This window comes from Paenibacillus sacheonensis, assembly GCF_009909195.1.
Lineage (GTDB): Bacteria > Bacillota > Bacilli > Paenibacillales > Paenibacillaceae > Paenibacillus_Z > Paenibacillus_Z sacheonensis.
The window spans coordinates 1-12,752 of the sequence record NZ_JAAAMU010000020.1; the positions used below are offsets into that span (position 1 = coordinate 1).

Here is a 12,752-nt window from a genome sequence, read left to right on the forward strand (position 1 = left end):
CTGCCAGAAAACCAATTTCCCCATTTGATACTTCTTCGAGAATAGCAAGTTTCTCCAAAGCACTATACTTTCCTAGAGACATAAAAAACTCCCCTAACGATAACAGGTTTTATTATTTCACCTGTCTACCGTATGGGGAGCATATCATTTCAGTCCTTCGCTGCTGCTGTTTCGTTACGCGATCAATCTCCAACTTTATTCGCGCGGCGCATCCGCGGCCTTCAACGTCCGCTTACCCGCCAATCATTCTGAAATCGATCGCTCTCGGCGGCGGAAACCGCTCGGCCGCCTCTTCGAGCAGCCGCGGCGTCAGCCCGATCTTCCTCTCGCGGGCCAGCTTCTTGGCGTTGTAGCCGTACCAGAGGTCGATAATGAGCACTTCGCCCTCGCGGATGACGGCGAACTCCGTCTCGAACAGCCGCTCCATGTAAGCATCGTTGTCCATCTCCAAGGCGACCGCGCCCACGATGATCCGTATGCGGTCGCTCTCGGCGAATGACGCCGGCAGCGATTCGTACACGCGCCAGGCTCGCTCGAACCGGTTGGCCTGAATGAGCCATTTCAAATACTCTTCGGCGAACGCCCTGTCGGGAAAACCGTTCGCGATCTCGTAAGCCTTCTCCATATACAGCAGCGCAATGTCCGTTTCTTCCCTCAACCGCATGGCCTCCGCCAAGTTCCGGTACGCCCAAGCAGAAGGCTGCGCAGCCAGCGAGGCATCCCACGCGGCAATCGCCTCGTCCTCCCTGCCCTGCTCGAAGAGCATGACTCCGTGATGCAGCAGCGCGGTCCATGTTCTCCGATCGGGCTCCGCACCTTCCCGCAGACTCGCTTCAAGCAGCCGCTGCCATTCCGCCTGCACCATCCAGGACGGCGGCGCCTCGTCGACCGGATGCGCCGGTACATAACCTTCCCGCAGCAGCGCCAACCACGGATCTTGGGCCGGTCCGAGCGTCGTTTCGGCGAACACGAAGCCGTCCGGCATCCCCCGGCCTTCCTCCTGTTCCCGCCGCAGCCGCTCCAGCGCGCCCCAGCCGGAGCCCGCGTGCAGGGCTGTCGACGGCGCCGCCGATGCATAAGACTGCAGCCGCTCGTGAACGGCGTACACCTGCTCGTCGCTGAGCTTGTCTTCGATGTACCGGCCAACATAGGCGTTGGCTGTCTCCCAGCTGTCCTGGCAAGCCCGCTCCGTCTCCATATCGCTCATGCCGATGAGCTGCGTGAAATCCCAGACGGCCTGCGCCGGCATCTCGATATCGTGGAGCTGGGTCGGCGCCATGCCGCCCTGCACTTCGATGTAGTCACCCTCGCCCGGCTTCGCCAGGAAGTCGCACCAGCGTCTGCCGCCGGCATGGCTGCCCCAGCAGAACATTTTGCGGTACCGAAGCCTGGAAGTCGAGCGTTCATAGAACAATCTCCCATCCTCGTAGGCCACCGCTTCCCACGGAGCGCGTTCGGCGGCGGGCGTTTGGAAGAAATATTCGCTCGAATACGGGAATCCCTGCGGATAAGAGACATCGGCGCCAGGCACGGAAGGCAGCTCGGGCAGCCGGTCGAAGCCGTAGCCTTGGTTCGCGGGGTCGATGTAGATGACGTCGCCGGTCGAAGCGAACACGCGGGCGCGCTCGGTTTCCTCCACGGCGATGTTCGTCCACCAATACATCGGAACCGGCCGGTCGTTGTCGTTGACGATCCGCACGTAGATTTGCAATTGCTCGGCGCCTGGCGGCAGATGAAAATCGATGTGCCAGCACAGGTTCTTGCATCGCTCGTATTCGTAGAGGCGAAGAAACTCGTTCCCTTCGGCATCCGTCATCGCGGCGGCATGAACAGGCGAGCACGTCGTGAACGTATGCCCGACATGCCCGATATTCCATTCGATCCCGCCGGAGAACCACGCGTTCAGAATGGCCAGATTCGCAGGTTGGAACACCGGATTTTTATAGAGAATCTCCCTGTCTGCCCGCTTATCCCTGAGGGAATACAGCCTCCCGCCATAATCCGGAAGGAAGACCGCCCGCAGCGCGTCGTTCTCCAGCACGATCGTCTTGAGCGGGATCATGCTCCGCCCTCTCGAATAGCGATCCTGCATCCGATACGGCAGGAACCGCTCGCCCGCGTTCTCGCCCATTCCTTTCATTCGCTCCGCCGTCAGGCTTCCGTTATCGGAGACCTCGCGGTGCGGGTTCCTGTTCCGGAACATCGGCAGCGGATTCTCGCCTTCCAATTCCGCCCCTTCGATCATGAGCGTTGCCGTCGTGACTTTCATGGTCCGCATCCTCTCCAGATGTTGTTATCCCTTAACCGCGCCGACGGTCAGCCCTGCGATAATCCGCTTGGACACGAACAGGTACACGGCGAAGCTCGGCAGGAACACGACCATGCAAGCCGCGAATATGCCGCCGTAATTGCCCGTGTTGGCGAATCCGTACACGATGGACTGCAGGGAAAGCGCCAGCGTGCGCGCGCTCGAATCGTTGGCGAAGATCAGCGCATAGAAGTACTCATTCCACACGCCGAGGAAATTAAAGATCGATAACGTGACGATGCCGGGCTGCGCGACGGGCAGAATGATCGAGACGAACGTCCGGATCGGCCCGCACCCGTCCATCGCCGCGGATTCCTCGAACTCCTTCGGAATGGAAGAGAAGAAGCCCGTCAGGAAGAACACCCCGAACGGCACGTTCGTGCAGATGTACACGATCACCAGCGTCACGACGGACCCCGTCAGCTTCAGCGCGACGAAGACCGAAAACAGCGGAATCGTGATGAGAATGCTCGGAATCGCGAGCGCCGACATGAACATCGTGCTCGCGAGCGCGCGGCCTCTGAACCGGGCACGGCCCAGTATGTAAGCGGCCGGTGCCGCCACCGCGATGATGCCGATGCAGGAGACGACCGTGTAGACGACGCTGTTGGCGAAATACCGGCCCATTCCCTGGTCCTTGAACAAGCCGCTGTAGTTGGACCAATGAATGCCGCTGCCAAGCAGCGAATTCGTGAAGATGTCCCTTGTCGTGCTGAGGGAGGCCAGAATCACCCACCCGAATAAAATAATCGTGAAGATCAGCCACGCATAAAGCGGTATATAGGCCGGCAGCAAGCTGCCGATCCGTTTCGCCGTTCTGCTTCGCATACTACCACCTCCTCAGTATTCCAGCCGGTCTTTCGGGAATAGACGGCTAATCAGCGCGGATGCGATCAAGGTCGCAAGCGTAATCAGGATGCCGACGCTCGCGCCGGATCCGACGTTGAATGCATCCTCCACATATACGTTATTGCCGCGGCCGAACACCTTCTGATACATGTAGAAGGCAGGCGTCACCGTATGCGGATCGTCCAGTCCGAACGTCGCCGACCAGACGAAGAAGTTAAACGCCGTGATCGTCCATAGCACCAGCGTCGTGCGGAAGACATCCCGAAGCAGCGGCAGCGTGATCGCGAAGAACTTGACCCGCTGGCTCGCTCCCTCGAGCGTTGCGGCCTCGTAATAATCCCCGGGAATCCGGTTAATGCCGGCATTCAGGATCAGCATGAAATATCCGATCGAGCCGAAGCTGAACGCGATGATCATGGAGAAATAAATATGCTCGTTGTCCGTCCACTGTATATCAGCAAGCGCCGTTAATCCGAGACGTCTAAATACCGTCGTCAGCAAGCCGTAACTCGAATTGAAAATATACTGCAGCCACACCACCGACAAGACGACGGCCGACACCGTGTTGGGCAGGAAAATGACCGAGCGCCAGAAGTGCGTGCCGCGGACCTTCGAGGCGAGGATAACCGCGTACAGGAAGGCAAAGGCGAAGATCAGCACCCCGCCGATGGCCCAGATGCCGAGCACGTTTTTCATGGAGGAGACGAAATAAGGGCTGTGCATCAAATCCTTATAGTTGAGCAGGCCGACATAGTGCCATTCCGCGAATTGGCTGGAGAGCGAAGGAATATCGTAGAAGCTCATCGCCAGCGTCCGCAGCGTCGGATAGAGGAAAATAACGAGATAGATCAGCACCGCCGGCAGCAGGAAAAGCGCGATAATCGATTTGTTCATTTTCATGACGTCACCTCCGAAACGAATCCACCATGCTGCGTCGATCGGACATCGGGGCACGGTGCTTCAAGAAGCCGCCGCGCCCCGTCCGAATCCTTTATTTGCCGGCGTAGAATTTCTTCGCTTCCGCCGCCATCTTGGTTACGTAGGCGTCCGGCGCGAGCTTGCCCGTCGCCAGCTCCATGAAGACCGGAATGACCGTCCCCGTCGAGAAGTCCCCGCCGTTATCGATGCCGAAGCCCCATGGCATGTTGGACTTCGCGTTCTGGAACGCTACCTTCGCTTCCTCGAGCGGCGCCGGCCAGGTCGAATCGACGGTCGCCGGGATCGCCACGGCTTGAGACGCCATGCCTTCCTGCGCTTTCTTGCCGACCAGATACTTCAAGAGCTCGAACGCGGCCGGCACGTTCTTGCTGTTCTTATTGATCAACAGCCCTTGCGCGCCGAACGACAGCCCTTGCCGGCCGCCCTTGCCGTTGCCGTTCGAAACGTCCGGGAATTGGAAGGAGCCCCATTGGAAGTCCGGCCCTGCCGTCGCGGCGATCTCGTTCGGCAGCCAGGTGCCGTTCAGGTACATCGCCGTCTTGCCGAGCGCGAGGTCCTGCTGGCCGGCGGGATATTTGTTGCCCGCGATTTTCTTGGAGAAGTAGCCCTTCTCCTCAAGCAGCTTCATGTCGTTCGCGAATTGGCTGACGATCGGATCCTTCCACAGCTCGCCGGTCGTATCCTTGACGAGGCCGTCCGTCCAATCGCTGCCCATCGCGCTTCCGAAGTAGCCGCCGATGAAGAGATCGCGGTACGCGTCGTCGAACGTGATCGGCTCGATGCCGGCCTGCTTGAGCAGCTCGCAGTCCGCCAGGAACTCTTCCCAGGTTGCCGGAACCGCGGTAATGCCGACCTTCTGGAACAGCGCCTTGTTATAGAAGAACAAGACCGCATACGGCTGCTGCGGGATCGCGTAATAGCCTTCGTCCAGGCCCGCCGGCACGGCAAGGGATTTGACCCAACCGAGCAGGGACGGAATGATGGAATCCTTCACCGTCTTGCCGTCGCTGCCGATACCCTGCTGCGCGAGCAGGTCGTCGAGCTTCAGCACGTGATCCTTCAGATTGGACAGCGCCGAGCCGGGATCCTGTTCGAACACGTCGATCGTCTCGCCGCTCTCGAGCGCCGGCTTGATCAGCTTGTTGATGTCGCGTCCGTTGTACTTCACTTCCACGTCCACGTCCGGATTGGCCGCCTCGAAATCGGCTACGGCCTCGTCGATGACTTTCGCCTGCGGCTCGGTGTTGCTCCACATCGACCAGAAGACGACCTTGCCCGACAGCTTGGCCGCGTCCGTCGTGCCGGACGCGCCTGCATCGTTCGCTGCGGCATCGTTTGCCGCGGCGTTGTCGTTCGCCCCCGCGTTACCGTTCGCCCCCGCGTTACCGTTCGCTGCCGCTCCGTTCGCCGCCGCGTTCGAATTGGCCGAATGCTCCTTATCGTTCGACGAGCCGCAGCCCGCCAATGCCGTAACCGCCAGCATCGTGGACACCAATGCGGTCGCGAATGCCCTGCTCCCCTTGTTCATGTTCCATTCCCCCTATGGTCGGTAATCGCCTACAAGTGTGAGTATAGGGAATTCACGGCGCCCAAAGTATGTCTCCCCGTTAGGAAAACATGGACGCAGATTAGGAGTGCGCGCGGAAGCGATTCAACCGAAAAGAAAGATGATATAATCACCCTACATAGACTTGAACGCTCCGAACCGTTATAATTCCTGCCCGCCAGAGAGGTGTTGCCGCGTGACGCTGCTGAAGAAATTGCGCATTAAAACTCAGATTATGATCGCGGTCGGCGGCATGCTCGTCATCATGCTCATCATCATCTACTCGCTCTACGCCCAGACCTCCCGCATCGTCATCCACAACAACAACCAATATTCGGAAGAGACGATCCGCAAATTCCAGGTCTCCCTCTCGCAGAAGACGGACGAGATCGCCCAGATCATGCTGAATCTCGGCTTCGACCCTTTTGTCCAAAAATTCCTCGTCCAGCACGATCCGAGCCTCTCGTACGAGATGACCAAGGAGCTGGACCGCAAGATTATCTCGCTCAAGGCCGGCCGGAAAGGCATCGAGGACATCGTCCTGATCGGGGCAAGCGGCACGAAGTACAGCCTGAACGGCGGCATCTCCTACGTGCAGCGTCTCGAAGCCGGCATTCTCGGCAGCAAGTCCTCCTTCGTCAGCGGCCTGGAGAAATTCAGCTACAGCAGCAGCCTGCAGAACAGCATGGTGTTCGCGCAGAACATCTATGCCATCGATATCGGCGGCGTCGCGGGCGGCAGCCGGATCGGTTATATCGCCGTTATCGCCAACGTGGACGCCATGTTCTTCGACGCCGACAAGACGAATGCCGAGCCTGGCGTAGGCTTCTTCCTGATCGACCGTTACGGCAAAGTGTTCCCGGACACCCATTCGCCCGACATCGCAAGAAGCATTCGCGCGATGAGCAGCGATCCGGACGGCGAGCGGAAGCGAACGGATTACGTCGGCGGGGTCAAGGGGGCGATTCAGATTCAGAAGCTGGACCCCATTCAGGCTTCCGTGCTCAGCTTCGTGCCGGAGGAAGCGCTGCTGGCGGAGCTTAGCGCCGTGCGCACCCGGAGCATCCTGATCGTGGTGCTGGCGCTGGCCTTGATGGCGATTCCTTTCGCGGTCATCATCAACAACATCCTGCAGCCGATCCAAATTCTCGTGAAGTTCATTAACGGCATCAAATCCGGCCGGATCAAGGATCTCAAAATGACGCTGCAGCTCGAAGGCAACGTCGAGATGGAGGTCGTCGCCGAGAAGCTGAACGGGATGCTGGGCGAGATCGATGCCTTGACCCACAAGCTCGTCGAGACGACCACCCACCTGCTCGAAGCGGAGATCGAGAAGGAGAAAGCCGCCAGCGCTTATCTGCGCAGCCAGATCAATCCCCATTTTCTGTACAACACGCTGGAGTCGATCAAGGGCGTCGCGCTCGAAGTCGAAGCTCCTCAGATCGTGGATATGACCAAAGCGCTCGGCAAGCTGTTCCATTACAGCATCAAGGGTTCCGGCTACGTCACGCTGGACCAGGAGCTGAACGCGGTCAAATCCTACGTCTTCCTGCAGTTGATCCGCTTCGAGGGAAGGTTCGACGTCCGGTACGATTTCACGGAGGAGGCGCTTCGGGCGCCGGTCATGAAGATGATCCTGCAGCCGCTCGTCGAGAATGCCATCTTCCACGGCCTGGAGCCGAAGACGACCAAGGGCCTGCTGACGATCAGCGGCCGGGTCGCCGGCGATCGCGCGTCCACGCTCGTCATTCGAATCGAGGACGACGGCATCGGCGTGGAGGCCGATCTGCTGCGGGACATTCAGAACCGGCTGCGCGAGGAGCCGTCCTCGCTAAGCCAAGGCGGCCACAATCTCTCCCGCAACGACAGCATCGGGCTGCAGAACGTGAACAATCGGCTGCGGTTGACCTACGGTTCGGGCTATGGCTTGACGTTCGAGAGCGAAGCCGGCTCCGGAACCCGCATTACGCTCAAGATGCCCGGCGACATTCGACAACCTGGAGGGAACGGCGATGTACAACGTGCTGCTAGTGGATGACGAGAACCTGGTAATCAAGAGCTTGGAGGCCGGCGTGGACTGGAGCCGATCGGGCTTCCGCGTCGCGGGCAAAGCCAACAACGGCGCGAAAGCGCTTCAATTGGTGGCGGACCTGAAGCCGCATATCGTGTTCACCGATATCCGCATGCCGGGCATGTCGGGCCTGGAGCTCATCAAGAGCATCAAGACGCTGGACCCCGATATTCAAATCGTCGTCATCAGCGGCTACGCCGAGTTCGCCTATGTCCAGAAGTCGCTGAATTACGGCGTGCTCGGCTATTGCCTGAAGCCGTTCGACGACTACGAGATCGAGACGCTGCTGCGGACCGCAGCCAAAACCATCGGCGAAATCAAGCTGAAGCGCGAAAGCCATCTGCTCGAGTTGATGGATGACCAGCCGACCGAGACGTCGCGGGACGCCTTCCTGCAGATTTTGTCCGATGCCGGGCTGCTCGCGGACACCGTTCACGTCGCCGTAGCCATCGGCAAGGGACGGTTGACGTTTCCCGCTGGAACGAAGACGATCAGCTTCCATCTGGGAAGCGCGCGCTGCGGTTATTTCGTGCAATATCCGGACGGCGGCCCTGCGGCGGACCTCCTGGGAGCGCCGGTTCCCGAGGGCATTCTCGGCATCGGCATCGTTCGCTCGGAACGGGACATGGGCGCGATGATCCGGACGATCGAGCAAGCGACCGCAAGGGCGTGGGACTTCTTCATTCAAGGCCGTAACGATTGCTACGGGGAGCGCGAGGAATGCGGGGACGGCGATTCGGGGGAAGAAAAGGCGAACGGGCTCGTCCGCAGCCTCGAACAAGCGATCTCGAAGAAGAACGCCGCGCTGCTGCTTACGCTCCTCGGCGACATGCTGCTGCCGGCGAACAAACGCTGCCTGCGCATCCATCACGCGCTCAAAATCTATAATATCGTCTACTTCCACGTCTCCTACGGACGGGTGAATTCGCCGGAGGACGATTATATTTTCAGCAAGGAGCAGCTCTTCCATCTCTACCGCGGCTTCGACGCGATGATCGGGAGCCTGATCGAGCTGCTTCGGGATACCGGCGGCTCCTCCCCGATTCGGGAGGAGAACCGGACCGAGCACGCCAATCTCAAGGAAATCGTGAAGCACATCCAGGAGCAGTATCGCACCGATATTTCCATCCAAAGCATCTCGAAACGGTTCTTCATGAACGCCAACTATCTGAGCCAGCTGTTCAAACGGGAAATGAAGGTCACGTTCACCGATTATTTGACTAAGGTCCGCATCCAGCAAGCCAAGGTCCTGCTGCGGGATTCGGGGCTGTCGATTGGCGAGGTGGCGGAGCATGTCGGCTTCCGGGATTACTTCTACTTTATCCGGACGTTCAAGAAGCATGCCCGGCTCACGCCGCGGCAGTACCGGCTCCAGGAGAAATCGGATTCCGGCGGCGCCGCGCCGGTACGCGAGGCGGAGGAACGATGATGGACGACGACATGAAGCTATTGAAGCCAGCGCATGGGGATCAGCCTGCGATAAGCGGGAAACGAGTGACCCATTGGGACCGCATGAAACGAATGGCGCGCAGGGCGCGAATGAACGGCATGCAGCGCCGAGCCGCCGCGTTGGCGGCGCTTACCACCGTGATCGCCCTGATCGCCGGCTGCCAGAGCGCCCTTCCCGCCGCTTCCATCCCGCCGCGTTCCGGTCCGTTGTCGGAGCATATGGATATCTCGGTCGCCCTATGGGATCTCGCCGAGAACATGACGGCCGACGACCCGCTCGTGCACCAGATGGAGCAGAAGCTCAATATTACGATCAAACCGGTTCCCATTACGACCGAGAACTATATGCAGCAGTTTCAGATCTGGGCCTCGACGGGGCAGCTGCCCGATATCTTCTCCAGCGACGCCATCAACTCCCGGTACTACAACGACTGGCGGGATCGCGGCGCCATCCGGGCGCTTCCGGACGATCTGTCCGCCTATCCCAATCTGAAGGCGTATCTGGCCACCTCGGAGACCGCGAAGCTGAAGGACGACGGCAAGCTGTATTTCATCCCGCGCAAGACGTACGACAGCACCGATTACAACGTGCTCGACAGGCTCGTCATCTACCGCTGGGACCTCGCGCAGCAGGCCGGCATCGCCAAGGAGCCCGAGACCTGGGAGGAATTCCGGGCCATGCTCGCGGCGATCGTCGCCAAGGATCCCGAACGCAAGCGGATCACGGGGCTGACGAGCGTCAACAATCTGCTGCTCGGCGGATTGTTCTGGCTGTACAGTTCGCCCGCGGCGACGAGCGACGGCAGCGGCAGCGACTTCAAGTGGATCAAGGAAGACGGGAAATTCATTCCCGCCGTCTTCTCCAAGCATGCCGTCGACTCGCTCCGGCTGCTGCGGGACTTCTACGCGGACGGGCTGATCGATCCGGATCTGCCCGCCACCCGAGGCGAGATGGGCCGGGATAAATTCGCCCAAGGCAAGGCCGCCGCGCTTCTGATCGCCGGTTCGATTCAAAGCGTCGACATCAACATTTATCAAGAGCGATGGCTTAAGCTTCATCCGGGCGATAGCCGTTTCTACGACAACGTCAAAGTGCTGAAGCCGCTCCCCGCGGTGGATGGCAACCGGTATCACGCCGTATTCAAGCCGTTCTGGTCGGAGAGCTACATCTCCGCCAAGGTCAGCGACAAGAAGATGGCGCGGATTCTGCAATTGTACGATTACATGAACTCGCCCGAGTTCAAGGATATGCGCCATTACGGACTGAAGGACGTCGACTACGCGGAAACCGCCGACGGGACGAAGAAGATGGTCGACCCCGGCGTCAGCCTGCTGACGAAATACAAGTATTTCTCGAGCCTCGCGAACCTGCTCGATTGGGACGGCATGTTCAAGCTGAATCCGGCCAACGTCAGCATTACTCCCGAAGGGCAGGCCGCCCAGCACGAATTGCTCGACTACTCCATGCAGATGACCAAGAAGCAGGACTACGACGGCCGTCTCACGGACCTGTCCACGCCGACGAAGGACAGCTTCACGATCTTCGACAGCGACGACATGATCCGGGTCATGATCAGCAAGCTGCCGGTCGAGACCATCTGGCAGGAGATCGTGGACGGCTACAAAGCGAAGGGGCTGGACAAAATGATCGAGGAAGTGAACGCGAAGGCGAAGGAATTGGGCATCGAGTAGGCGCGTTCCGTAAGCGTAATGGTGCGTGGTGTTGCGTGGTGGTTCGTGTGATGTTCTGCGTGGTGTTGCGTGGTGGTTCGTGTGATGTTCTGCGTGGTGTTGCGTGAGGGTTCGTGTGATGTTCTGCGTGGTGTTTCGTCGTGATGTTCTGCGTGGTGTACGTGATGGTGCAGCCGGTCTTCAACATAAGTGTGGACTGATATCTAACGGTTGCCAGCGGTGCTATTCGACTTCAATTACAGCTAACAATATTCTAACGGTTATACGAGACGCTATTGGGCCAGTAGGAGCTGATTTACACGGGGAAATCTCGGAATAAGCTTCCTGGCAGACGTTAGCGGTCGAAAAGGGCAATTTGGAGCCTATTAGCCGCTCGTGCAATCGTTAGCTGTTTTCAAGTAGGTTTTGCGCTGGCATGCTTACTATATTTACTTGTATCGTCGGCAATACGTCTTCTTCGCCAAGCAGGCTTAATTGAACACAGGAAAGGCTGTCGAGACATTCTCGACAGCCTTTCCCTGTATGAGCCGATGCAGGCCCATGAATATCATGATAATGCAGTCATTCGGCTAACGGCTTCTTCTGCCTGCAACCAGGTTGTAGATCAGCGCGATCAGCGCGATGACGAGGAGAATGTGAATCAATCCGCCCGCAATATGAAAACTAAAACCAAGAAGCCACAGTATCATCAGGATTACGAATACGCCCCAAAGCATGTGCATGTCCCCCTTCGTGTTATCCTATTCATGGGTTGTTATTACCACGATCAGCGATTATTAATCATGGAAAATATTAACATCAAGAATAGGCACATCTTGACAGTCAGTCTCGCATCAAGAACCGGACTGGCCGTTGCCCGGTTAGGCGCCGCGCATGCAAAAAAACCGAATGAACCCGCCTCGCATGCCTGCGGTTCATTCGGTTTTCTTTAAGGATGGGATTACGCTCGGTTCGTTTGCTGCGCTTTACTCGTTCTTCTTTACGATCGGCAGCGGATTACTTCGCTTTGATCTCTTCAAGCGGCTGAGCATGACCGTATTTCGGATACTCGCGGCCTACCGGCGCTGCCCATTTGACTGCATTGTCGATGACCTTGCGCACGTTCGCATCGCGGTAGGTCGGGTACGTCTCGTGACCCGGGCGGAAGTAGAACACTTTGCCGGAGCCGCGCGTGAAGCAGCAGCCGCTGCGGAACACTTCGCCGCCTTCGAACCAGCTCACCATGACGAGCTCGTCCGGCTGCGGAATGTCGAAGTGCTCGCCGTACATCTCTTCTTTCGGCAGCTCGAAGTATTCGCCGAGGCCGGCCGCGATCGGATGTGCCGGATTCACGATCCAGATGCGCTCTTTCTCGTCGGCTTCGCGCCATTTCAGGTCGCAGCCCGTGCCCATCAGCTTCTTGAAGATCTTCGAGAAGTGACCGGAGTGCAGGACGATCAAGCCCATGCCGTGCAGCACGCGTTGCTGTACGCGCTCGACGATCTCGTCGCTCACTTCGTGATGCGCCAGATGTCCCCACCAGATCAGAACGTCGGTGTCGTTCAGCACTTCTTCCGTCAAGCCGTGTTCCGGCTCGTCGAGCGTCGCGAAGCGCACTTTGCCTTGTACGTTCAGTCCCTCGGCAATCGCGGCGTGCATGCCTTGCGGATAGATTTCGCCCACCTTCGGGTTCAATTTCTCGTGTCGGTATTCGTTCCAAATCGTGACGTTGATCGCCTGCTGTGTCATGTTCGTTTCGATCCTCCTGTAAGGGTGTTCAATTTAGCTTTTATTATAAGGAACGCGTCGCTTGGGATCGATTGCAGATCGCGGGTTTTTTTTACGGTATCCTGTCATCCCGCGTCCAAGACCTCCGATTCATGCTACACTGGATTTACGCCATCGCATACTGATAGAAT

At 58.5% G+C, this 12,752-nt stretch carries 9 protein-coding genes; 3 read left to right on the plus strand and 6 right to left on the minus strand.

The genetic code is table 11. The annotated features are described in order from the left end of the window. Window positions 1-232: 232 nt before the first annotated feature. The 4 genes from GT003_RS26240 to GT003_RS26255 form a co-directional block, all read right to left on the minus strand. The gene (locus GT003_RS26240) at window positions 233-2,269 is read right to left on the minus strand and encodes a DUF5107 domain-containing protein (protein WP_161703586.1); all 2,037 of its coding nucleotides are present in this window, start codon (window positions 2,267-2,269) and stop codon (window positions 233-235) included. A gap of 24 nt (window positions 2,270-2,293) precedes the next feature. Then, window positions 2,294-3,136 (minus strand): carbohydrate ABC transporter permease, encoded by an 843-nt coding sequence (locus GT003_RS26245; RefSeq protein ID WP_161703588.1) that lies wholly within the window; start codon window positions 3,134-3,136, stop codon window positions 2,294-2,296. Window positions 3,137-3,148: 12 nt separating this feature from the next. After that, the gene (locus tag GT003_RS26250) at window positions 3,149-4,057 is read right to left on the minus strand and encodes a carbohydrate ABC transporter permease (protein ID WP_161703590.1); all 909 of its coding nucleotides are present in this window, start codon (window positions 4,055-4,057) and stop codon (window positions 3,149-3,151) included. 91 nt (window positions 4,058-4,148) lie between these two features. Beyond that, a complete protein-coding gene (locus tag GT003_RS26255; RefSeq protein ID WP_161703592.1) occupies window positions 4,149-5,624 on the minus strand; it encodes an ABC transporter substrate-binding protein in 1,476 nt (491 codons plus the stop codon). 214 nt (window positions 5,625-5,838) lie between these two features. Here GT003_RS26255 and GT003_RS26260 point away from each other — a divergent pair, with 214 nt between their 5' ends. The 3 genes from GT003_RS26260 to GT003_RS26270 are packed head-to-tail and all read left to right on the plus strand — an operon-like array spanning window position 5,839 to window position 10,854. Then, a complete protein-coding gene (locus GT003_RS26260; protein WP_161703594.1) occupies window positions 5,839-7,680 on the plus strand; it encodes a histidine kinase in 1,842 nt (613 codons plus the stop codon). After that, window positions 7,655-9,142, plus strand: coding sequence for a response regulator (locus GT003_RS26265; RefSeq protein WP_161703596.1), 1,488 nt, complete (start codon window positions 7,655-7,657; stop codon window positions 9,140-9,142). Before GT003_RS26260 ends, GT003_RS26265 begins: the two co-directional genes overlap by 26 nt. Continuing rightward, window positions 9,139-10,854 (plus strand): extracellular solute-binding protein, encoded by a 1,716-nt coding sequence (locus GT003_RS26270; protein WP_161703598.1) that lies wholly within the window; start codon window positions 9,139-9,141, stop codon window positions 10,852-10,854. The genes GT003_RS26265 and GT003_RS26270 overlap by 4 nt, the downstream gene beginning before the upstream one ends. A 569-nt stretch (window positions 10,855-11,423) precedes the next feature. Here the strand turns inward: GT003_RS26270 and GT003_RS26275 are convergent. Both GT003_RS26275 and GT003_RS26280 read right to left on the minus strand, forming a co-directional pair. After that, window positions 11,424-11,570, minus strand: coding sequence for a lmo0937 family membrane protein (locus tag GT003_RS26275; RefSeq protein ID WP_161703601.1), 147 nt, complete (start codon window positions 11,568-11,570; stop codon window positions 11,424-11,426). Between the two features lie 280 nt (window positions 11,571-11,850). Then, entirely contained in the window at window positions 11,851-12,582 is a 732-nt protein-coding gene (locus tag GT003_RS26280) for a ThuA domain-containing protein (RefSeq protein ID WP_161703603.1), read from the minus strand. Window positions 12,583-12,752: the final 170 nt, after the last annotated feature.